The sequence below is a fragment of the Fibrobacter sp. UWEL genome (genome assembly GCF_900142535.1).
Lineage (GTDB): Bacteria > Fibrobacterota > Fibrobacteria > Fibrobacterales > Fibrobacteraceae > Fibrobacter.
In genome coordinates this window covers 22,974-45,180 of record NZ_FRBE01000011.1, presented here as the reverse complement: position 1 = coordinate 45,180, position 22,207 = coordinate 22,974, and the positions used below count along the sequence as shown (strand labels likewise).

General features: G+C 47.8%; 18 protein-coding genes and 1 tRNA gene. 8 read left to right on the top strand and 11 right to left on the bottom strand.

The genetic code is table 11. The features are described 5' to 3' along the window. Positions 1-56 precede the first annotated feature (56 nt). Together BUB59_RS08465 and BUB59_RS08460 are read left to right on the top strand one after the other, a co-directional pair. Positions 57-347, top strand: a complete 291-nt coding sequence (locus BUB59_RS08465) for a hypothetical protein (RefSeq protein ID WP_073228499.1) — start codon at positions 57-59, stop codon at positions 345-347. 52 nt (positions 348-399) lie between these two features. Then, positions 400-1,473 carry a glycoside hydrolase family 5 protein gene (locus tag BUB59_RS08460; protein WP_073228497.1) on the top strand — a complete coding sequence of 358 codons (1,074 nt, stop codon included), beginning with the start codon at positions 400-402 and terminating at the stop codon, positions 1,471-1,473. 249 nt (positions 1,474-1,722) lie between these two features. On the opposite strand, the gene BUB59_RS08455 is transcribed toward BUB59_RS08460, so the two are convergent. The 9 genes from BUB59_RS08455 to BUB59_RS08415 all read right to left on the bottom strand — a co-directional run bounded on the left by BUB59_RS08455 (position 1,723) and on the right by BUB59_RS08415 (position 12,196). Next, entirely contained in the window at positions 1,723-2,187 is a 465-nt protein-coding gene (locus BUB59_RS08455) for a hypothetical protein (protein ID WP_234980004.1), read from the bottom strand. Between the two features lie 12 nt (positions 2,188-2,199). After that, entirely contained in the window at positions 2,200-3,357 is a 1,158-nt protein-coding gene (locus tag BUB59_RS08450; protein WP_073228494.1) for a glycosyltransferase family 2 protein, read from the bottom strand. Further along, positions 3,354-3,842: a thioredoxin family protein gene (locus tag BUB59_RS08445; protein WP_234980003.1), complete on the bottom strand. Its 489-nt coding sequence runs from the start codon at positions 3,840-3,842 to the stop codon at positions 3,354-3,356. The genes BUB59_RS08450 and BUB59_RS08445 overlap by 4 nt, the downstream gene beginning before the upstream one ends. Continuing rightward, positions 3,835-4,278 (bottom strand): hypothetical protein, encoded by a 444-nt coding sequence (locus tag BUB59_RS08440; protein WP_073228490.1) that lies wholly within the window; start codon positions 4,276-4,278, stop codon positions 3,835-3,837. Before BUB59_RS08440 ends, BUB59_RS08445 begins: the two co-directional genes overlap by 8 nt. A gap of 13 nt (positions 4,279-4,291) precedes the next feature. Further along, positions 4,292-5,218: a signal recognition particle-docking protein FtsY gene (gene ftsY, locus BUB59_RS08435; protein ID WP_073228487.1), complete on the bottom strand. Its 927-nt coding sequence runs from the start codon at positions 5,216-5,218 to the stop codon at positions 4,292-4,294. A 1-nt stretch (position 5,219) separates the two neighbouring features. Further along, a complete protein-coding gene (locus BUB59_RS08430) occupies positions 5,220-5,801 on the bottom strand; it encodes an ATP-dependent Clp protease proteolytic subunit (RefSeq protein ID WP_073228483.1) in 582 nt (193 codons plus the stop codon). Between the two features lie 100 nt (positions 5,802-5,901). Further along, positions 5,902-7,335 carry an SUMF1/EgtB/PvdO family nonheme iron enzyme gene (locus BUB59_RS08425; protein WP_073228479.1) on the bottom strand — a complete coding sequence of 478 codons (1,434 nt, stop codon included), beginning with the start codon at positions 7,333-7,335 and terminating at the stop codon, positions 5,902-5,904. 9 nt (positions 7,336-7,344) lie between these two features. Next, entirely contained in the window at positions 7,345-9,183 is a 1,839-nt protein-coding gene (locus BUB59_RS08420) for a hypothetical protein (protein WP_143160297.1), read from the bottom strand. Next, complete coding sequence (locus tag BUB59_RS08415) at positions 9,170-12,196, bottom strand: carbohydrate binding domain-containing protein (RefSeq protein ID WP_083540245.1); 3,027 nt, start codon at positions 12,194-12,196, stop codon at positions 9,170-9,172. Before BUB59_RS08415 ends, BUB59_RS08420 begins: the two co-directional genes overlap by 14 nt. Before the next feature lie 163 nt (positions 12,197-12,359). Here BUB59_RS08415 and BUB59_RS08410 point away from each other — a divergent pair, with 163 nt between their 5' ends. From BUB59_RS08410 to BUB59_RS08395, 4 genes are all read left to right on the top strand, one after another. Then, positions 12,360-13,115: a type I 3-dehydroquinate dehydratase gene (locus tag BUB59_RS08410; protein WP_073228469.1), complete on the top strand. Its 756-nt coding sequence runs from the start codon at positions 12,360-12,362 to the stop codon at positions 13,113-13,115. A 101-nt stretch (positions 13,116-13,216) separates the two neighbouring features. Next, complete coding sequence (locus BUB59_RS08405) at positions 13,217-13,681, top strand: PTS sugar transporter subunit IIA (protein WP_073228465.1); 465 nt, start codon at positions 13,217-13,219, stop codon at positions 13,679-13,681. 114 nt (positions 13,682-13,795) lie between these two features. Continuing rightward, a tRNA-Val gene (locus BUB59_RS08400) sits at positions 13,796-13,870 on the top strand. Positions 13,871-13,990: 120 nt separating this feature from the next. Continuing rightward, positions 13,991-15,289 (top strand): TolC family protein, encoded by a 1,299-nt coding sequence (locus BUB59_RS08395; protein WP_073228462.1) that lies wholly within the window; start codon positions 13,991-13,993, stop codon positions 15,287-15,289. A 76-nt stretch (positions 15,290-15,365) separates the two neighbouring features. On the opposite strand, the gene BUB59_RS08390 is transcribed toward BUB59_RS08395, so the two are convergent. Together BUB59_RS08390 and BUB59_RS08385 are read right to left on the bottom strand one after the other, a co-directional pair. Then, positions 15,366-18,341, bottom strand: coding sequence for a diguanylate cyclase domain-containing protein (locus tag BUB59_RS08390; protein ID WP_073228459.1), 2,976 nt, complete (start codon positions 18,339-18,341; stop codon positions 15,366-15,368). Between the two features lie 115 nt (positions 18,342-18,456). Next, positions 18,457-19,803: an MATE family efflux transporter gene (locus BUB59_RS08385; RefSeq protein WP_073228455.1), complete on the bottom strand. Its 1,347-nt coding sequence runs from the start codon at positions 19,801-19,803 to the stop codon at positions 18,457-18,459. Positions 19,804-20,075: 272 nt separating this feature from the next. Between BUB59_RS08385 and BUB59_RS08380 the strand changes: the two genes are divergently transcribed. Together BUB59_RS08380 and BUB59_RS08375 are read left to right on the top strand one after the other, a co-directional pair. Then, positions 20,076-20,483: an Hsp20/alpha crystallin family protein gene (locus tag BUB59_RS08380; protein ID WP_073228706.1), complete on the top strand. Its 408-nt coding sequence runs from the start codon at positions 20,076-20,078 to the stop codon at positions 20,481-20,483. A gap of 316 nt (positions 20,484-20,799) precedes the next feature. Then, positions 20,800-22,119, top strand: a complete 1,320-nt coding sequence (locus tag BUB59_RS08375; protein ID WP_143160296.1) for a CE1 family esterase — start codon at positions 20,800-20,802, stop codon at positions 22,117-22,119. Positions 22,120-22,207: the final 88 nt, after the last annotated feature.

Below are 22,207 nucleotides of genomic sequence, written 5' to 3'. Positions count from 1 at the left end.
AAATTGTGATCATAGAGGAAATAGAAAGAAAACAAAAGATAATTGGCTAAGGTATAATGGCTGTATTCCACGTTAAGAAAACATCGCTCGGTGAAGATCCTAATACTCTGGTTTTCAAGGGCAAGATTGTTGAAGGCCCCATCAGCAAGGGCATGACCATTGAAATTCCCGTCACACAGGAAGCTGTGGTTTCTATGAAGATTTACGATGTCGTTCTTTTTGAAAAGCAGAAGGACGACGAGAAGAAGGTCGGTCTGGTGATGGACTTTGACGGCCTTCCGGATGACATGGAAGTCATCATGGGTCTGAACATCGCCGAAGAAGACCTGAAGATCGTTAACGAATAAGATTTCCTAAAACGGCGGTCAATTCAGGCCGCCAAAAAAATGGGATGGTACCATGAAAAAAGAAAGACTACGGGGAGTGAATTTGGGTGGCTGGTTCAGTCAGGTTGACTGCATTCAGGAAAAAGATCCTGTAGGTTTTCCTGGACTAGTACCTCACATCCAGACCTTCCTTAGCGCAAGCGATTTCAAGCGCATCCGCGAGGCGGGGTTCAACCACGTTCGCGTGCCGGTGGACTACTTCAACGTATTCAACGGCCCTGAACTCAAACCCAACGAAGAAGTGTTCGGACTTCTGGACAAGGCCCTAAAGGAAATCCAGGCAGCAGACCTGGACGTGATTCTGGACCTCCACAAGTGCCCCGGACATGACTTCCATCTGGCTAGCTACGAAGAACAGGCTTTCTTTGTCAGCGCAGACGCCCGCAAGGACACCAACAAGGTGTGGTCCTACATGGCAGAGCGCTATAGCACTGAGTCTCGCGTCATGATGGAGCTGTTGAACGAGCCTGCCGCCGGCGACTCCAAGGTTTGGGACAAAGTAAAGGATGAAATTTTCTGGACCATCCGCAAGCACGCCCCCAAGAACACCATCGTGGTGGGCGCCAACAAGTGGAACAGTGCCCGCGAATTTGAATTCCTTACCCCGCTGGACGACGACAACGCCATCTACAGTTTCCATACTTACACTCCGGTGACCTTCACTCACCAGGGTGCCGAATGGATTCGCGATCCCTTCTTCAAGATTGAACGTCCCTGGCCCGGCGACTACGCCGCTCCTGCCGATGACGGTTGTACCCGTCTGGATGTAGAGTTCGGTAAGTGGGACAAGGCCCGACTCCAGGCAAGCATCCAGAACGCTCTGGATTTCCGCGCCAAGTACGACCTGCCCGTCGCCTGTAACGAATTCGGCGTCTACGTTCAAGTCGCCCGAAAGTATCAGTTAGCCTGGATGCGCGACTTCCTGGACATTCTCCGTGAAGCCGACGTAGGTTACAGCTACTGGAACTACAAGAACCTGGACTTCGGTCTGGTATCCAAGGGCGAATCCCTCCATAACGATCTGCCCCAGTACAACAACGCAGACCGCCTGGACACCGAACTCATGAACCTCATCGCTAAGGGGTAATTAGTTGCAAGGGGCTCTGCACGTCCACAAAGTGGATAATTCTCACTAAGGGCTAAAGCCCTAAGTGTTCATTTACCTTGGAACCCCGAAAAAAGGAGCGCACCATCGCAAGCCAAGCTTGCTTGATGCGCTCCTTTTTTGTTTGAGTGGAGGCAAAGCCTCCTACTCAAAATCTGCCCGATAATTATCTCAGAATATTTCTTGCATTCTATTTTGAAGAGGCGCTTTAGCGCCCTTCAAACGAGCGCCTTATATTTCGATTAGGATGCCGGCCTGGATGTAGGCGTAGCCTTTTCCGTAGTGGTCCAGGAATTCGTAGCCGCCCATGACCATGATGGAAGACAAATCCCCATTCTTAATATCCAGGCCGCCGCCGGCACGCCAAAACATCTGGTGATCGCTTCCGATGAGATAGCCGAAGTCACCTGTAGCTACAGGCAGGACCGTGCGACCGAAGGGCAGGCGAACCCACAGGCTTCCGGACACCGGAAACAGCCTGACGTTATCGATTTCCTGATAGCCCGTTCCCACGCCTACGAAAAGCATCTGGTCAATGGGATACCACCAGTGGCCATAGACATTCAAGTTGAACTTACTGATTTCGCTGACGTAGTTCACCACACCGCCTTGTAAATCTAGCGTAAACGCACCGGCGGGGGCACCGCCGAAGGCTAAGGCGAAAAGAACTGCAGCAAAAACTTTCTTCAACTTCATAAAACCACTCGATTACGCGTCGTCGTCACTGCGGGCTTCGCGTGCCCAGCCACCGCTCTTTTCGCGGGTGAAAGACAGGAAGAAGCCCTTCAGCAAAGCCACATTCATCAGCAGGAAATAGTAGCCCGCAGGAATAAGCTTAAAGGCAAATGCCAAGAGACCCAAGGTCATGAGGCCAAAGAAAATCTGGTACACCAGACCGCTGGTCAAAAGCAAGCCGCAACAGATGTACAGCAAGATAAAGATGTGGGGAGAGAACCAACGCAGAATCTTGTGGGAGAAGAACAGATAAGCCGTCAGGGGACGGAAGGGATTCAGCAAAGGCAGATAGGAGAGCAGGAAGTTGTAGTTTGCACGGCCAATGCGAACCTTACGGCGGAATTCACCGCTGGATTCCTTGGAGGTCTGTTCCGTACCGATAGCGCTGGAAACGAACGTACAGAAGAATCCCTTCTGCAGAACCTTCGTCGCAATGAAGAAGTCATCCATGACGCTCTTCTTGACGGGCAGTTCCGTATAGAGGCTGCGACGGATGGCATAGAGAGCGCCGTTACCGCCCACCAGGCGATCCAGGATACCTTCGAACTTCTTGATTTCAGATTCCAGATCCCAGTAGGAACTTTCACCACGACCCAGCACGCTTCCGCTCTTGTCGGAAAGGATCAAGTGACCACAGGCGCAACCAATCTTCTTGTCCTTGAACGGCTGCACCAGCTTACGTACCACGTTGGGGAAGAACATAGTGTTGGCGTCGCAGAACAGCAGGATGTCGTTCTTTGCAATGCCGTGGAGGCGGTTCAGCATGGCAGCCTTGCCCGCATTCTTGGGAGCCTTCACCAAGGTGATTCCCTGGTCGGCATAGCTGGCGATAATTTCGGCGGTACGGTCTGCGGAACCGTCATCGCCAATAAGAACTTCCAGCTTGTCCTTGGGATAATCCAGTTCCAAAATGTTCTGGATCTTACGTTCAATCACCGCCTCTTCGTTGAAGGCGGAAATCAGGATGGACACCGTAGGCAGTTCATCGCTTTCGTCCAGGTCCCTCTTGCGGCGCTTGAAAAGTTCGCTAATGAAGGGCAGGGAAACCAGGAACAGGAAATAGCAGTGGACCACCAGGAACAGCAGAACCCAGAAAGCTATCTGTACGTAAAAAAGGAATTGTTCGTTCATCGTGCAATCCACTCCTTCTCTTTTGAAAGGAACTGATTCAGCAGGTAAAGCATATCTTCCACAGTCATGGACTGGGTAACCGTAAGGATGGACATTCCCTTAGGCGCCACCAGCACAAAGGAGGGCAGGGCCTTCAGTTCCCATACTTCGGAATAACATTTCTGAACAGTCTTCTTCTTGCCATCGCAGGTAATCTTTTCCTGAGAATCGGCATCCAGCTTTACGGGAAGAAAACGCTCATTCAAGACTTTTGCAACAGCGGTGTCGCCATAGACGTTTACGTCCATGATCCGGCAGGGCACACACCAGTCCGCATACATATCCACAAAGATCAGCTTCTTCTGGACCTTGGCAAGATTGAGGGCCTGGTTGTAAGAGAACCAGTGAACCGCCGAACTGTCCGCAGCCTTGGGAGCCTTTTCCGCGGGAGCGGCAAGAGCCAGAGAGGCGAACAGCGCAAGGAGAATGAAGACGTGCTTAATCACCTTCAATTACCCCCTTACGAGTCCGGGGCGGTGTATTAGGAGCAGGCTTCATAGCCGGAGCAGAGGGGCCGGACTTGGGCACGGAAGGCTTCGCCTGTTCCATTTCCTTTCTAACAGCAAGCAAGGTATCGATGCGATCGTTTACAGCCTTCTGAAAAGGAATCCACTGGTCCGGATCGTCCAGTATTTTATTGACTTCGTCCAGATACTGTTCGCGGGTATAGCCAGCCTTCTTGAGAATGTCCTGACGGGAAAGTCGAGCCATGGGAGAGTCTCCCCCATAGGCCATATCCATCAGGCGCAGTTCCACAAAGGTGTCCACCAGCTTCTGGTCCACCACAACTTCGCCGGAACAGCCCACACCCAACAATAAGGCAAAGGCGAGACAGCCGAGCCGCCCCACCCTAAAGCACTTGTTGTTGAAAATGCCTGCCATCTTAAAGAAGTTCCTAACTGTCGGACTTCTCTTCCAGAGCGTTCTCGAAAAGACCTTCCACGTATTCAGACTTGCTGAAGGGAACCAGCTGGTCGATGCGTTCGCCCATACCAATCCAGCGGATAGGAATCTGCAGGGAGCTGGCGATGGAAAGTACTGCGCCACCGCGGGCGGTACCATCCAGCTTGGTCACCACGAGACCCGTCAGCGGGAAACTCTGGTTGAAGATCTTGGTCTGGTTGATGGTGTTCTGTCCGGTATTGCCATCGATGACCAGCCACATGTCGTGAGGCATGCTGGGGTCCACCTTCTTGATGACGCGGACAATCTTCTTCAATTCTTCCATCAGGTAGTCTTTATTGTGCAAGCGACCAGCAGTATCGATCAGCACTACGTCGCAACCACGGGCCTGTGCGGCCTGGCAGGCGTCAAAGGCAACTGCTGCCGGGTCGGAGCCTTCCTGATGTTTCACAAATTCTGCGCCAGAACGTTCAGCCCAAGTTTCCAGCTGGTCAATGGCTGCCGCACGGAAAGTATCGCAGGCGGCAATCATCACCTTCTTGCCTTCGCCAATGAGACGTGCGGCAAGCTTACCGATGGTTGTAGTCTTTCCAGCACCGTTCACGCCAATGACGAGAACCACATGGGGCTTCCCCTTCAGTTCAAAGGGAGGAGGATCCTTCAGAAGACGTTCCGCTTCGGAGCGCATAATGTCCAAAACCTGTTCGGTAGTGAGGGACTTGCCCAAAGCATTTTCGCGGAGAGCATCCGTCAAGAGGAATGCGGCTTCTACGCCCACATCCGCCTTGATCAGGTGTTCTTCCAGTTCTTCCAGAGTATCGTCAGTAATCTTGCCTGCACCGACAATGCCCTTCAGTTCTCCCATAAGGGCGTCGCGGGTCTTGGCAAGACCGCTCTTAATCGCAGAAAAAAATCCCATATTACAGCTTGCTTTCTACAACGTCCACCAGGCCGTAAGCCTTGGCTTCTTCTGCAGACATAAAGTTATCACGTTCAGTGTCGCGGTCAATTTCTTCCATGGTATGGCCGGAAGTTTCAGCCAGGATCTTGCCGGTGATACCGCGGATACGCAGCATTTCTTCGGCCTGAATCTGGATGTCGCTGGCAGGAGCCACAATTTCACCGTGAATCAAGGGCTGGTGAATCATGATGCGGGCATTGGGCCATGCATAACGCTTGCCCTTGGCACCAGAAGTCAACAGCACAGCGCCCATAGAGGCAGCCTGGCCACAGCAAACGGTCACCACATCACTCTGGATGGCGTTCATGCAGTCATAAATAGCAAGACCGCTGGAAATGACGCCGCCCGGGCTGTTGATGTAAAGAGTAATATCGTCGTGGTTCAAGGAATCCAGATAAAGAAGCTGCTTCACGATGCGTTCCGCACTTTCGTCATCCACACCGCCCCACAGGAAAATGCGGCGGTTATTGGCCAGATATTCTTCGGCCTTCTTGATCATGTCCGGATTCTGAGCTTCTTTCTTTTCGTTACAATCTGCCATAAATAGCATCCTTTATCTTGTTCGTCGGTTAATGTAGAAACATTCCTCATCATATATCGTCATAAAAAGGCAAATTGTACAATAATTAAGAATATTTTTTTCAATTCAATTTCCGTACTAAACGTAGGCCACGAAAAATGAAATCATTTGAAACTTTATAATCACAATGCGCACCAAGATTCAATGCACCTAACGAATCCGACATAAACCCACCTTTACATGTCAAAACTTCATTGTCAAAGATGCTTTTCCCAGGCAACATCACGCTTTCACAAACCAGCCCAGAAATATCGTAAAGTCCAAAATCATTCGGTTTTAGCTTTCCTACCGGACGAGAGCTTTGTAACCAACGTCCGCAAGAATTCTTCAACCACTTTCTTTCATAAGGTTTCTTCGGATTTATTTTTTTTAAAGGATCTTCAGAATCTTGAATACCAAACCATGCATATTCTAAAGCCAAAGAAGAGTCTATTTCATTACCCCAAACGAATTCAGCATTCGCGTGTCCTCCACGAGCCAAAGCCATCCATTCATCGTAATAGGGTAATCTATAGCCATTTGCTTTTTCATCCACCCTAACAACAACATATCCTGAAACATCGCTATTATCCAAAGCAAAGACCTCATGTTTTATACCAAATCGTCCGTCATCAAAAAATTTTAATGAGCGCCAATCTTTTGAGAAATCAAAGCTATATACGGGAACCAATCCATCACGACGACTTCGTTCATTTGCATAAAGCAATGCATAATAAGGTGAAATCCGTATTGCAGCGAAGTCATGTGCGTCACAGGCCCCCTTTGTCATTCCCTTTTTTACTGAAATCCAATAATTTTGATTTGCAAATATATCAGGCAACAATTGATTTGGAATAGAGTCCCACAACATATTGACAAACTCACATTCCGTCACTTTGTACTCATCAACAGCAAGAACCTCCTGAATACGTTCAAATCGCAAAGAATCAAGATAACCACCTTCTGCATACTTTAAGCCTATGTTTAAAACACGGGAAGACGCATCCTTTTTTTGTTTCCTTTTTTCCGATCCATTGTATCCCAACAAATGTTCTTTTTGTGAAAGATCTATATATTTCATCCCTACCAAAACGTTAATATTAACAACCTCCTCTAATGAACGATCGTACCTTACGACGGCAGATTTAACAAAACTACCAGACTGCAACAATACACAATCTCCTTGCCTCTCAAATAAGATATTTTTTACATTCCACTGTCCATCACCAAAAGATTTTTCAAGACAAATCGAATAATTTTTATTTTTTTCTAATTCAATCCATTGAACTCTCTTATCTAAAACAATTTCAACTTTGTTCTGTGAGTAAACAAGAGAATCCAAGGACTTTGTCATTTGGCGATTATCCAACACAGACACAATCGCTTTAGGGCCGTTCGTTTTATTTTGAGAAACAAAAGGTCTACCATCTAGCTCATAAGTTTTTTTTTCGCCCGAAAGAGCAACATTGAAAGCGATTAACAAGACGCAAGTGACTTTAATACTGAGACTGAACATTTTTAACCCCTATTGATACACACACTTTGTTCTATCTCGCATACATAACCATTGACTTTCTGTAGCATATTTTCCATTTTTCTTAATTCTTTCATTTTTTGATGTGTAGACAACCTGTTTAGGTCTATATGCTATTTTGGGCCCTATGGGAGTAGCATAATTCATTAAATTCGTTTCTTCTGTTGACTTATAGATAAACGGATCGTCATTAGACATATACGCATCGGACATTCCATATGTATGAGCGATTTCATGATTCAAAGTATTGTACGAATTTTGCCCGCTAGTATGGGCTCCCCAGACAAGACCTCCAACAACCGCAGAGGGCCCATCCTTTCTTGGGAAACCATTTACAAAAGTACCCGGAATCTGCGCTGCATATGCAACAGCATATGGAAAACCAGGAACAATCGGATAGACATCGGCAACAAGAGTATAGCGATAATGGCCAGAACCGCTTCCTACATTGTACAATTTCAACAAAAAAGAATTTGATTCCTTATCAAAATCAACCATTTCAGCTTCAATACGCTTTTGTTGAATATTGGGATCAGAACTCACCAAATACATGGGAAAGCGTTTATTCAGACACCCCTCATCATAAGTCAATTTATAATACTTTGTACATACATTATTGTAATCACTATAATTTTGCAAAACAATAGTTCCTGACAACGCATTTGACGGTAAATCCCATCCAATCGACATCTCATTGATTCCCAAAACCACATTGACGCTCCAGTTATCAATATGAGATACAGTCATAAAACTCAAGTGTGCTGCTTCAATTTTTTTACGCAACGATTGAATTTCACTGTTCATCGACACAATCTTTCTTTCTAATGGCTCACAAGCATATTTAGACGAATTTTTGTCATAACATTCGTTTAATTCTACTTTTTTTTCATCACGCTGCACAATTTTTGCACTTTGTTGTACCATATATTTTTGATAAACTTCATATTTACTTTTCATATCTGGATTTTTTTCCATAACGATTTGCGTAACAACGTCCGATAAATAATCGTTAAGATTCATTGGTTCCGTCAAATCTACATACAAAACATCATCGAGTTTAAAATCTGATGGTTTCCGCTCAACAAAGCGTCCTCCAACTACCGCCTGCGAGAACACTTCGTTAAAACTTTCCTCTACGTTATCCCTATTGTAACAGCCATTTTCTTCTCCAAAAAAACAATTTGAGTTATCTGCGTCACCATACTGCACGAAATCAATATTTTTTTCATCTTTTGAAAATTCAATAACATGGACATATCTCTTTTTATCAACATTCCCATAGTACACAGCATAATCACCTTTAGACAGTTCAATTTCTCTAAGACAAATGTCCGCAACACAAATGTCCCCTCCCTGATAAACATCTGAAGAGATAATCTGTTTTTTTTCATCAATTTGATGAAGATGAAAATCGTCTTTTATCTTAGGATCTACTCGTATTCTTAACTTGGCAAGCTCTCCACGTTTTACAGACATATAAACATCTTGTCCCCTTTCAACATTATCTGGATAAAATGCTAAAGGGTCCACATCAAAACCATAAAGATGATCATACGACTTAAGAAACCATGATACCGTTGTTTCCCAATCAATTTCTTCAATTTCTCCGTTTCCAAAAATGGCATTGTCATTAGAAACTCCTCCAACAGGTCCGACTAGAGGATTAACTTCAGTACAACTAACAACCTTATTTTCTTGGTGACACTGCAAAGAATTCCTTCCCGCATACGCATCGCCACGTTCAACATCATCACACGCAAAGACGCCCCATAAACATAGGAAAAACAAAAAAAATCTCAGCATGCTTTTCCTTTTTTTATTGAGCTTCATAATAAAAATAATCCGAAACAGAACTCATGTATATCACTATTGCCTCATCAAAATTTCCCGCGTCCTGAGGGCGTTTCGTAAATAATACCGGTTTGCCTGCATTTTTTGTCATAGTTTGAAAAACATATTGGCCATGTTCTTCACCATTTTTATAAACATCAAATTCAATAGGTTTCTCATCTATTTTTTCCCCATCCCTATTTTTCACCCACAACTTTACCCTTGCCCTCTCCTTATTCGTTTTTTTATGTTTTTGTACAAAAACCTTCCAAACTCGCGAGTAAGGAGTCGAAGCGATATACTCTCTGTAATACGCTCCAGAAACCGCGGTAATCAAAGGTATTGCAGGCATCTTTTCAACCACATTTCCATCATCATCCAACACGCCAAAAAATGCATTGCTTAATGCATTTGCATAGGCGTAGGCTCCCAAAGCAATTTCATCGTTAGGGCGATTCATATTCAAAATATCAAACCTCAGCATACTTGTACTTTGTATGCCAGCTTTTAAAAGAACGGACTCTTTGCTTAAATTAATGCCAGCATCATAACCCATATACATATTTTCACCAGCAGGTTTACTTTCATCAATGAACTTCGGATCACCAGCGAAGTTATTTGTACCAGGATAAGCCTTCGTGAAGGAAGAGCTCACTGCAGAATAACCGGAAACGACTTCTCCACCACATTCCGCAGTGTTGCAACCAGCAGTATTCTTCCAGAAAATAGAGTTTCCAATCACACCATTCGCAGCACCACCAATAGCACCATTTGCAGCGCTAGCCTTATTTGCAAAGAATGTCGCATTCCAGAGATTCAGTGTTGCACCAGAATTGTAAAGAGCACCACCATTAACATCAGCACCATTGCTATAGAAAATGGCATTTGCAATATATGCATCAGCAGCATACACAGAAATTGCACCACCATTCTTTGCCGCTGAATTACCAAGGAATAGCGTATTGATCGCGCTAACCTTTCCTGTTGAAAATACAGCACCACCATTTTCTGCGGCATAGTTGTTCGCGAAGCGAACATTTTCAAGATTAAGTGTATCCATGGAAAAAATAGCACCGCCATTTTTTGCAGACCCAGAATTAGAAATCAGCACATTCTTCAACGATATTTTCTGATTACCTGTATTCAAGGCGCCGCCATTTTCAGAGTTGATGCCATCGGTCACGCGAAGCCCCTTAAGGCTGCGGGGAGATTCTCCTTCTATCTGAATATGAGAAGTTTTTCCCAGGTTAATCATTGGCAAATCATTTTCAGAATTCAATTCCCAAAGGTCCGTGGTATTACCGACAATTTCAAAACCTACCATCCATGGAACTACGCCATCTTTGTAGTTGTCAGCCGCATTCCAAGTACCACCAGCCATATTGATTTCCCTACCAGTAGATTTGGCGATGGAGAGAACGGTTTCAAAATCACCAATCGCAGTTGTTGCAGAGGAGCCATCACAGCCCTGTTTGCACAGAGTTTGAGGATTCCAATAAACCCTATAGTTAGAACTCTTAGAGAAATCAAAGACATAGTTACTATAGGAAGCCTCCACCGGAAATCCAGAAATCATATCACGAGTAAGAGACACTACGACAGACTGATTCGGAGAAGAAAGTTCCACCAGCTTGGAAGAGCCACCATTCACCTTCACATTCACATCATCTGCATACACAAACATTTCAATATTGGAAGTTTGGGTCGAAACAACAGAATTGTAGCGGTATACACCAGAGTTAAAGAACGGGCCAAAATGTTCTTCGCTATGGGAAATTTCGTCAGCACGAGGCTCCTGCGATACCGTAGACTGAGGTTCCATCAAGAACTTATTCGCATAGACTCCACCGACCAAATGAGTTCTAGACGGGATACGCACAAATGCATTCGGAGCAATAACCTTACCAAAATACAAGCCATCAGTACCGAAATCAACCGTTTCACCAGCGACATTCCAAGTTATTTCACTTGGATTTCCTCCAACAATGGAGATTTTATTTCGATCACCGAACCTGACATTACCGGCAACGGCAATGGAAATCGGACCAGAGGTCATGTCAAAAGCGATTTCTGCATCCGGTTCTGTATAGAAGTTCTGGAAAGAGTATGTTCCCGCAGAAAAGCGCACCTTTGCACGCGTATTTGCATAAAATGCGCCATAGTTACCCGGAACAAGCTGCAAAGAGCCGTCAAGATTTACAGACACTGGCGTGGTTCCCAGGACAATCTCAGGCAACTGAACAGAAGGCTTTTGGACACCCGCCTTTATTTTTGTCGCAGCATAGACATCATTCTGCTCTGTACACGAAGTTGCGAAACGCAAATCACCAACAACGTAAGCACGCTCACGCAAGAAACAATTGTCAGAAACGCTTACATCACCGTAAATTTTTGATTCAACACCTAATTCTACATCCCCACCGACAACATTGCCCAAGGCTTTGGAATTATCGCGAAAATCGATTGTATTTGCAACAACAACATAATCTAAATAACCGGATTCTGTTTGTTCCGTGCTAGGCTTACTGGGTGTGACAACCGTATTTCCACAATCGAGACAATTAAGACTTACGTCCGAAAAATAGACGGATCCGGCACTCTTACCAAAATTGAATTCCAAACGAGCATTACTTACATTGCCAGAATTCATCCTAAAGGTCTTGGTAACCTCACGGCCGTTCACGGTAGCAACAACTTCACCAAATTCAGCAAATGCATCATAAGGGAAGCCATCTCTGCCAATACGGATTTCTGTATAACGACGTGCACTGACGCCCTGCAAGAAAAACTTCACTTCATATGTTTTACCAGATTGAAGTTCAATATTCTTACGCGTTAGCTGAACATTCCAATAATCAGATCCACCATTATTAATAGAAACTAGACCATCACTGAACGTTGCAAAGGCACCATTATAGTTTGCAAGATTCCATTCTGAATACGGGAAATTTGCAGCAAGAACGCTTACTGACAACACACCGCACAACACAAGATAAGTGAAAATCTCTTTCACTTCGCCTCCTAGCCCTCAAAAATCAAAGGGAAATAGTAAAAATCGGCGAACCATTTGTCAATAAAAAAAGAAATTTTACTATCATTGCACACTAGGCAGGGACATCTCCATCCTGTCTAACACAAAGCAATTTGTCACAGTTCACTCTTTTTTCTTTGTCTCCATGAACGAAAAGTACCTCGTAGGCCTCATCGGGCCCGAAATTCTGGAAGCTGCCGAAAAGGATTCCATGCACCCGGTCCACCTGGATCTAGGCGCCTGCACCTCCCTGGAAATCCGCTACGATTTCTTTGACGAAAAGATGTGGCCCGAACTTTCCGCAAGAGTTGAAAAAGTTGCCCCCGGCAAGTTGCAGATTGGCACCATCCGCCTCAAGCGCGATGGCGGCACCTTCCCCGATGCCCGCGAGATAGAACGACTGGACCTCTGGAAAAAAATCCTGGAAGCACCTGTAGTTCCCCAGTGGCTCGACCTGGAGCGCGATTGCCTCCATCAGTTCGAAAATTTGAACAAATTAACCGCAGGCCGCAAGGTTCAGTTATTGATTTCTGAACATAACTTCTCTCGGGTTCCAAGTGATTCCGAGCTGGAAAACTTCGCCAAGGACGTTCTCCGTTTCAAGGCTCCGGGTTTGAAAATCGCCGCCATGAGTAACGACACCGAAGATTGCGGTCGACTGTATAAGTTTATCAAGAAGAATTTCAAAAAATTCAAGCTTTTTGCCGCCTTCGGAATGGGCGAAACGGGCAAGGCCAGCCGCCTCTGGTCCCTGAAGGAAGGGGCGAATTTGACCTACGGAGCCATCGGATGTGCCCACGCCCCTGGTCAAATTGACGTCATGACCATGAAAACCGCCCTAGACCAATGGGAATCATTCCAATCCGAACTAGAATTATCCGCTTTTTTAAGCAAATTTTAGCGTTTTTTGATATTTTGAGATTACATTAGGTTTTTGACCCTCCCCAAAATTGAAATAATTGCTAAAATATTCTATTAGTACTTAATAAAGGATCGGTAAAAATGCGTCTTTCCGAAAGGTTTGTCGACAATTGCATCATCATTAACTCTTCCAGCACCACCAAGGAAGCTATCCTGAACGAGCTGGTAGATACTCTTTGCAGTGCCTACAAGCTGGAACACCGTAACGAAATCTTTGACGCCGTCTGGAGCCGCGAACAGAGCCGTTCCACCGGTATCGGTTGCGGTCTTGCCGTCCCCCACGCAAAGATTGACTATGTAGACCGCATGTGCATGGTAGCCGCTACCATCGAGAACGGCCTGGACTTTGCCTCCTTCGATGGGGAACCGGTCTATTTGATTATCCTCATCGTGAGCCCGGGCAATACCGTAGGTCCTCATCTGAAGGCCCTGTCCTCCGTCAGCCGTCTGCTGGCCGATGGCGGTGTCCGTAAGGACCTGATTGCCTCCAAGGACCCCTCCGAATTCCTGACCATCCTCAAGGCCGCCGAAGACAAGTATTTATAATGATGCAGAGGGGAGCTGAAGCTCCTCCTCAATTACCTCAAGAATTTCTCTGAGGAGGGACTTTAGTCCCCCTTGACAGATTATCCTGCGCATTCTATATTTGCACCCACGCTTGGACGGTTAGCTCAGTTGGTTTAGAGCGCTGCTTTCACACGGCAGAGGTCACTGGTTCAAATCCAGTACCGTCCACTAGAAAAGGTTTGGTTCCACCAAGCCTTTTTTTGTTTCCTTACAAGTAACGTTTTTTCTATTTTGGGCGTAACTTAAGCCTAATGGCAACGAATTCACCTTATCAAGCATCAAAAGGGCATGATCAAGTCTAGAGCAACATTATTTGGAATCCTTGCAGCGGCATCCGTTGCCATGGCAGGTGAAACCTGGACGTTGGAACAGTGCCTGGATAAGGCCAAGAAGTCCAGTCTCTCCCTGGAAGCCGCCAAGCTGAAGGAACAGTCTGCTGAAATTTCCGTAAAGCAAGCCAAGTCCAGCGGCGGCCCCACCGTCAGCGCCAACATCGGCAATACCCTCTACGACTATCCCCTGGCAGCTCATCCCCAGGACCATTACCGCTTTAGCGTTGGCATTTCCGGTTCCTATACCCTGTGGGACGGCGGATCCACCAAGCTGAATACGGAAGCTACCCAGTTATCGAAGGAAGCTACAATCCTCGCTACCAAGCAGACGGAACGCACCATCCAGGAAAGCGTCCTGAACGCCTATATCAACTTGCTGGCCGCCCAGGAAAAGCTCCGTACGGCAGATGCTTCCGTAGAGCTATCCCAGGCAGAATTCGATCATTACTCCAAGCTTTTCGAGGCAGGCTCCATCACCAAGAAGGACCTGACCCAATCCCAGTCCAACGTTCTGCAAAAGCAGGTGGCACAGCTTACCGCCCAGCTGAACGTGAACACCAGCAAGACGACCCTGCGCCAGCTCCTGGAACTGGACGCAAGCGACAGCATGCTGGTCTCCGCACCGGAAGCAAACATTTCCTCCCCGGACTCCCTGGAACCGCTTCCCGCATACGCCCAGCTGATGGACGATGCCCGAGCCGCAAATCCGGGACTCAAGTCCGATAGCATTTCCGTGAAGGCTGCCAACAAGAATGTGGAAGTAGCCGGCAAGAACAGTTCCGTCACCGTGACTCTAGGCGCCAATTCCTCCACAGGCTTTACCGCCTGGGAATCGGACCGTTACGCCCGCCAAATGAAGAACGGTTGGCAGAACTCCATCTCCCTAAATATTAACATCCCCATTATCGACAACGGCTCCACGGAAAACAAGGTCCTCCAGGCGCAAGTCAACGAAGCCTCCTCCCAGGTAGCCCTCCAGGAATCCTCCAAGAATCTGGAAAATAACATGGAGAAACTCTATCTCAACGCCATGAGCGCCGATATGCAATGGAAGGCCGCCATCCTCCAGGTGGAAGCGGAAACGGAAGCCCTGGCAGTCGCCGAAGAACAGCGCAATGCAGGCGCCATCACCTACACGGATTACCTGACCCAGAAGAACAATCTGGAAAGCGCCCAGGTGACACTCACCAACGCCAAGTACACAAGTCTCCTGGCCCGCAAGCTCCTGGAACTTTACCAAGGCAAGTTAGACTAACCCCGCAGGGAACTAGAACAAGTATAAGCAAAAAGGCGCGGCATAAAGCCTCGCCTTTTTGCATATCCATAAAGCCCTAGAAAGACAGGCGGGCACGCCCTGCTTCCTTGGACTTGTACAGCAACTTATCTGCAGCCTGGTACAGGGCGTTGAAGTTATTCATGGTCATGTTGGCTATAACTGCACCCATGGAAATACTGGTGCTATTGGCAGCCACCTTCAAGGACATGGTAATCTTGTCGAAAATCTGCTGGGCACGCTGGTACATAAACTCATCAGTACAGGCGGGATCGAAGAACAGTGCGGCGGCAAACTCCTCACCACCCATACGTCCAGCAATATCATCGCGACGCAAGGTAGACAGTAAGGTCTGCCCCACCAGCGTCAGGAATTCATCCCCTTCAACGTGTCCGTGGTTATCGTTGTATTGCTTGAAATGGTCTACGTCCAACATTAAGAGCATGACCTTGGTCTTGCCTTCCAGAAGCTTGTATTCCGTATCGCTCTTGAAGGCGGAACGATTCAAAAGCCCCGTGAGGGAATCCTTACGGAAGGCATTTTCCCACTGTTCCTGCTGGATACGAGCCTTGTTACGTTCGGTACTTACCATGACTCGCAGGGAGTAGGTGTCAGACACGTCTGCCACCACGATTTCTGCACGGCCCGCCCGAACTGCGGAATCGAAGTAGCGGCGACCAAAGCACAGCACGTAGATTATCGAGCCATCCTTACGACGGATACGATGTTCAAAGAATGCCTGGGGAGCTCGGCCCAAATGTTCCATCATCTGGGTCACGTATTCCATACGGTCTTCTTCGGGAAGCAAGTCCACCTGGTTCATATGGCGGGCTTCAATATCTTCCTTGGTAAAGCCAGTCAACTTTTCAAAGTCACCATCAATGCCTACAATGAAGTTCTGTTCGTCCAGAGTATAGCGGACATACTTCAGAGCATGTACCGTATTCACCACACTTGCCACCACCGTATCGCCCTGGGCGATTTCTTCACGAACCAACTCTCTAGAAGGTTCGTCTACAGTGGATACCTTTTCAGTGGAAGGCATGGAATCCAGCATCTGGATAAATTCCGAAACGATGTTGGGGTCAAACTGGGAACCCGCACAACGTTTCAGTTCATCGATGGCAACCCTCTGAGGTAATGCCTTGCGATAAACACGAGTGTTGACCATGGCATCATAAGCATCCACCACTGCAATAATACGAGACAGCAGAGGAATGGCTTCACGAGATAGGCAATCAGGATAGCCTGCACCATCCCAACGTTCGTGATGATGCAAGATCATATCCGCAATGCCCTTCAGTTCCTCAGAGCTATTGGCAATCTGGAAGCCCTTTGCGGTATGAGTTCGCATGACCTCCCATTCCTCATTGGTGAGTTTGCCAGGCTTGTTCAGGATTTCAAGAGGTACGCCAATCTTGCCGATGTCGTGTAGCAGGCACAGCAAGGAGAGGTTACTCTGATCCACGTCAGAAAGACCAATGCGACGCCCCAGTTCTGCACCTAGGGTCTGCGTGCGGCGAACATGTTCTTCCGTATCGGAATCGCATTCCTGCAGGGCCTGCACTAGGGAGTTCAGCACCACAGAATGGGCGGAGTTACGGTCCAGAAGTTTCTTCTGGCGAACGCCCCTGACTGCAACGGCAATGGATTCCAGCAAGACGGCATCAGGCTCACAGACACTTACCGCATACTGAATATTATGTTCAAAGTCCTTTCCAATCTGGTCAAGCAATTCCAGAACGGAAGCTTCCTGACCGCGAATGCAAAGGGCGATCAGCATGGCATCCTGGCCGCGGATGAAGTAAGTTCCAGAGGGGAACTTCTCGCGGAACTTGTCAGACAGATTCTTGATCATCTGGTCGCCCGCATGATGGCCCTTGGAGCTATTCAATACGGAAAGGCCCACAATATCACAGGCTGCAACCACCAAGCTTTCGCGACGAACGTTCTTAGTTTCATCTGCATAAACACAGAAGTCGTCCCAGTTATGGAAACCGGTCAGAGGGTCAGTGGTAAGCACTGCGTTGGAGAACATAAACAGATGGCCAATGACACGACGGCGCTTATTCTGCAAAGTTCTAAAGTCACAGCGAAGGGGCCTGTTCACGTCGCCATCCTTGGCATAACACTGGACCACCATGTTTTCGCAGCCCTCGTCCATGCGAATTTCACACTTCCTAAGGAAGTCGTCCATACGCATGTATTCCTTCAGTTCTACCTGAGGAAGAAGGGTATGAACCATATCGTTGTGAAGAATCATCCTGCCATCGTAATCAAACAGAACAAGACCCTGATCCAGATTTTCAAAAACGCTCATCTTGAACAGTTTCAGCATGCCCTTGGCGGAATACTGGAAACAAGCCCAATAGAAGATATAAGTGCCAATACTGTAGGCAAGAATGGAGTAATCCAGGAAATTATAGAGCTGTAGACCAGGGGCAAACAGGAAAATGCCATTTACACCGACGATGACCACAATACCAGTGATTGCATAAACATACTGACGCTTGTATTCCATCGGAAGCACAATCAACTTGTGGACCAGGAGCGTAATAGCAGCAGCCACCATCGCATAGCAGAAGAACAGGTGCACGTAGTAAAGTGCATGCATATCATAGCTGAACTTGGCAAACTCCGATGCGCGGGGGACGTAGCTAATGACAAATTCCTTGAAGGGATTAATGCCAAAAAGAACCACTTCGATACAGGCGTAGACGACACAGAACTTAAGGGCAAATCCCCCAACCTTATTCACCTTTCGCCTGGTAAAACGGGTCAGGAAGAACAGCAGGCACACCAGCATGGCATCCACACAGACAAAGTAGATGCTGGACATGCAGGAATTCACAAAATAGTCTTCACTCCAGATACTGGCCAGATAGCTCAGATCCACAAGGGCGCAGCCTACACAAGTCGCAGCTAGACTTTTTCCCAGCACGCCTTTCTTGCTAAAGGCAAGTTTTGCCACCACCAAGTCGATAACGGCAACCACCAGGGAAATTACCGAATAATAAAGCAAAAAAGAAGACAAAGATCCCTCCAGGGAACGTCAAAACCATACACGAAAAACCCTTCCGCGGAAGGGAGCCCTCAAAAAATATATTCGTTTTATATAAATGGAAAAGAATTATTCCGTTGATGTGCTTTTAGTTACGTATTTTTCGGCGACGTTCGATGACCAGGTATACTCCAAGACAGATTATTACCGACAGGAAGGAGCCGCTCAGAGTGGCAATACCCATGGGGAACAATGTATCGGGATACCAAATGGATGCCAGATAGGCGCCAGGCACACGCATGGTCACGATGGAAATGGCATTATGGATAAAGGAAACGAGGGATAGCCCGCAAGCGCAGAAATACCCGCTAAAGCAGAAATGGATGCCCGCCACCATACAGTCAAAAACATAGGCGTGAAGGTACTGTGTTCCAAAGGTAATGACCTGCAGGTCGTCCGTAAACAGGGCCAGCACCGGCTCCGAGACAAACTGGAAGAGGATTCCGCAAACAAGGCCAAAACCGGCGGCAATTCCCATACCGCTGTAAAGCGTCTGGCGAGCTCGATCGTAGCGGCCAGCCCCAATGCACTGGGCGCTGATGGCCGATACAGAGGACAACATGGCGGATGGTACCAGAAAGAGGAAGCAGATAATCTTTTCCACAATGCCAACGGCGGCAGCGATTTCCAGCCCGCGGGAGTTTGCGATGAGGGTAATGAACAGGAAGGAGACCTGAATGAACCCTTCCTGACAGGCGATGGGGAAGCCGATCTTCGTCAAGGACCAGAGAAGAGCCTTGTTGGGACGTAAGTCACGGCGGGAAAGGGTAACGCCAAAGTGGACCCGCTTTACCCACTTGATGGAAGCCAGGGTAAGAGCGATGCAGAAAACCTGGGAGAGGACCGTGGCCAGAGCCGCACCAGAGGGGCCCATCCCCAGGGGACCTACAAATAGGAAGTCCAGCCCGATGTTTACCACGCAGGCGGCAGTGACGAAATACATGGGGCTCTTGGTATCGCCTAGCCCGCGGAAGGCGGCCGCCACCACGTTATAGGCCGTAATGAAAGGAACGCCCATAAAGCAGATCACCAGATAGCGGATGGTACCTTCTACGGCTTCCGTCGGGGTGGACAGGAGGGAGACTATCTGAGGAGCGCAGGCCAGCAGTACCGCCATGAGGAGGATGGACACCACCGTAAAGATCACTATGGTATTTCCCAGGATGCGACTGAGACTTCTGTGGCGCTTGCCACCTACAGCCTGCCCCATAAGCACCGTGGTACCCATGGTAAGCCCGATGAGAATCACCGTCACGAAATGCATGACCTGGCTACCTACCGCTACGGCGGTAATCCCGGCGGCATCGGTAAACTGTCCTATAATAAATAGGTCGGCCATGCCATAAAGAGTCTGCAGGAAGTTCGCGATCAAAAACGGGATGGAGAAAATCCCGATATTCTTTAAAATGTTTCCTTCGTACAGATTTCTTGGCATTTTTCAATGAACAATTTAGAAAATGGTTCGGCAAGCTCACCAAACTTGCAAAACGAAACATCCTGTGTTGCAGGGGTGAAACGGTCTGCGTTTCTAATTGAAATTCCTACCCCGAATCCGCGGTTTATTCCTGCCAGTTTTTAAAATACTAGCCTATTTTTCCCGCTTTTCAAAAAGTTGGCACGGCATTTGCAATAGGGGGTATGTAAAACAAGAAAACAATGGATCACGAATCAAAAAACGGATCCGCAACTCAAAACGAGGTAAAAATCATGATGAACGCAAACGTAATCCCCACCGCTTTCTATGGTCTTCAGAACCTGATCGACAGCCTGAACAACCTTAGCGCCAACGAAAAGGCAGACAAGGCTGAATGCGTCAAGCGTGAATACACCTACAGCCCCAAGGCAGACTTCTACGAAGTGGAAAACGGTTTCACCCTTGAAGTGGAACTCCCGGGCGTCAAGAAGGAAGATCTGGACATGCAGATCGAAAAGAATATCCTTACCGTCAAGGCCAGCCGCGCCCGCAAGGACAACAAGGTCAACTACGAACGCAGTTTCCGCCTGGCCGACGACATCGATACCGAAAACATCCAGGTTTCCCTGGAAAACGGCATCCTTTCCTTCGGCCTCACCAAGAAGCAGCAAGCTGCAGCCCGCAAGCTGAACGTGGTTTAATCCACACCTCTCATTTTAGACATCTCTTCATTACTCCTCCTTAAATCCACCCAAAGGGTTCCTCTCACGAGGAACCCTTTTTATGATGCAGGGACTCCGCACCTGGCCCCCAAAAATTCATTAGCAAATTGCTAATGGAGTTGGCGAAATTTCGCAAAAAACGGCAATCATGGACATAATGTCCACAGCAAAAATCAAAAAAATCGCTTTCTGAGGGAGGCAGAAGGTATATATACCCTTGGCGTGTTTTGGCTTTGTACTCAAAACATAAAGAGTGTGTAACATCAATCTCTTCCGTCTTAAAAAAGGAGATTATATGAAGAGACGTTTTTTGGGATTAGCCCTGTTAACAACAGCAGCTATCTTTATGGCTTGCGATGACGATTCCGGCGTTAGTCCGAAGACCGACGAGCCGATTGTTTCCCTTGAATCCTCCAGTTCCGTGGACATGGGAATCCCCGGTTCCAGCGCAACTGATCCAAACATCGGTGGTGACCCTATCGTTGCAAACTCCAGCAGCGATGCCTTGGTTCCGGTCCCCACTTCCAGCGCTACCATTCCGGGCTCTAGCGCAACCGTCCCGGCAGTTTCCAGCAGTTCTGTCGCTCCCGTAGCAAGCTCTGGCAGCATTGCCCCCGTGGCAAGTTCCAGCAGCAAGACTGTGGTTGCAAGCTCCAGCAGCGCCAAGGTAACCCCGTCTAGCAGCAGCGCAGCTCCCGTTCCTAGCTCCAGCAGCGTTGCTCCCATGGCAAAGATCGAAGGCGTTTACGATTACCAAAAGGGAAACGCAGCTGCACCTTCTAGAGGTTGCGGCAAGAATTCCACCCTTCAGAAGACCAAGAGTGTCGAAAACGGCGACCGTTTCGAAATGAACGTCAACGGCCTGAACCGTGAATTCTTCATCACTCTCCCGAAGAACTACGACAACACCAAGCCTCATAAGTTGCTCTTCGCCATGCACTGCATGGGCTCCAATGCCGAAGACTTTGTACACCATTCTCCGGATCAGGACCATCCGTCCCCCTACTATGGCCAGCAGAACCTGGACAAGAATGGTGACTATATCTTCGTTGCTCCCCGCGGCGATACCGATGGTTCTCCCTGGGCAACTGCCGACGATAAGGACCACAAGTTCTTCGACAAGCTCCTGACCACCATGGAAGACAACTACTGTATCGATACTTCCCGCGTATTCGTTACCGGCTTTAGCTTCGGCTCCATGATCACCAACTCCCTGGCACAGGTTTTCCAGCACCGCATTCGCGCCGCTGTAACCTACGCCGTGGCAGACTGGAACATTTACATCCCCACCAACAAGGGCAAGCCCATCGCTTGGATGGACGTTCACGGCACTCAGGACAACCTCTGCTCCTACAGCCGCTTGAGCAGCTCCATCACCCGCATTCTTAAGAATAACGGTCCTAACGGTACTGACGTCAGCAGCGAAATCAACGATTGGCAGAAGTATACCGGTGGTAACACTCACGTATGCTATGACTTCAAGAAGGTGGACCCCAACCATCCCGTACGCGTATGTACTTGGGGCGGTGGCCACCAGTGGACCGCTAATGACAATGGCGGCTGGCAGAACACCTGGGTTCCCGAAGACGTCCATAAGTTCCTGGAACAGTTCTAAGACGTTATAGTTTTCTCTATCTAGAAACCAAGAAACCCCTGCCGAATGGCAGGGGTTTCTTGTACACCTCGGCGAGAGCGGGGCGAGC

Coding starts and splice junctions, on each gene's coding strand:
- BUB59_RS08460 (WP_073228497.1), top strand. CDS start 400: ATGAAAAAAGAAAGACTACGGGGAGTGAATTTGGGTGGCTGGTTCAGT.
- BUB59_RS08430 (WP_073228483.1), bottom strand. CDS start 5,801: ATGGCAGATTGTAACGAAAAGAAAGAAGCTCAGAATCCGGACATGATC.
- BUB59_RS08410 (WP_073228469.1), top strand. CDS start 12,360: ATGAACGAAAAGTACCTCGTAGGCCTCATCGGGCCCGAAATTCTGGAA.
- BUB59_RS08440 (WP_073228490.1), bottom strand. CDS start 4,278: ATGGCAGGCATTTTCAACAACAAGTGCTTTAGGGTGGGGCGGCTCGGC.
- BUB59_RS08425 (WP_073228479.1), bottom strand. CDS start 7,335: ATGTTCAGTCTCAGTATTAAAGTCACTTGCGTCTTGTTAATCGCTTTC.
- BUB59_RS08380 (WP_073228706.1), top strand. CDS start 20,076: ATGATGAACGCAAACGTAATCCCCACCGCTTTCTATGGTCTTCAGAAC.
- BUB59_RS08455 (WP_234980004.1), bottom strand. CDS start 2,187: ATGAAGTTGAAGAAAGTTTTTGCTGCAGTTCTTTTCGCCTTAGCCTTC.
- BUB59_RS08420 (WP_143160297.1), bottom strand. CDS start 9,183: ATGAAGCTCAATAAAAAAAGGAAAAGCATGCTGAGATTTTTTTTGTTT.
- BUB59_RS08465 (WP_073228499.1), top strand. CDS start 57: ATGGCTGTATTCCACGTTAAGAAAACATCGCTCGGTGAAGATCCTAAT.
- BUB59_RS08375 (WP_143160296.1), top strand. CDS start 20,800: ATGAAGAGACGTTTTTTGGGATTAGCCCTGTTAACAACAGCAGCTATC.
- ftsY (WP_073228487.1), bottom strand. CDS start 5,218: ATGGGATTTTTTTCTGCGATTAAGAGCGGTCTTGCCAAGACCCGCGAC.
- BUB59_RS08405 (WP_073228465.1), top strand. CDS start 13,217: ATGCGTCTTTCCGAAAGGTTTGTCGACAATTGCATCATCATTAACTCT.
- BUB59_RS08395 (WP_073228462.1), top strand. CDS start 13,991: ATGATCAAGTCTAGAGCAACATTATTTGGAATCCTTGCAGCGGCATCC.
- BUB59_RS08385 (WP_073228455.1), bottom strand. CDS start 19,803: ATGCCAAGAAATCTGTACGAAGGAAACATTTTAAAGAATATCGGGATT.
- BUB59_RS08450 (WP_073228494.1), bottom strand. CDS start 3,357: ATGAACGAACAATTCCTTTTTTACGTACAGATAGCTTTCTGGGTTCTG.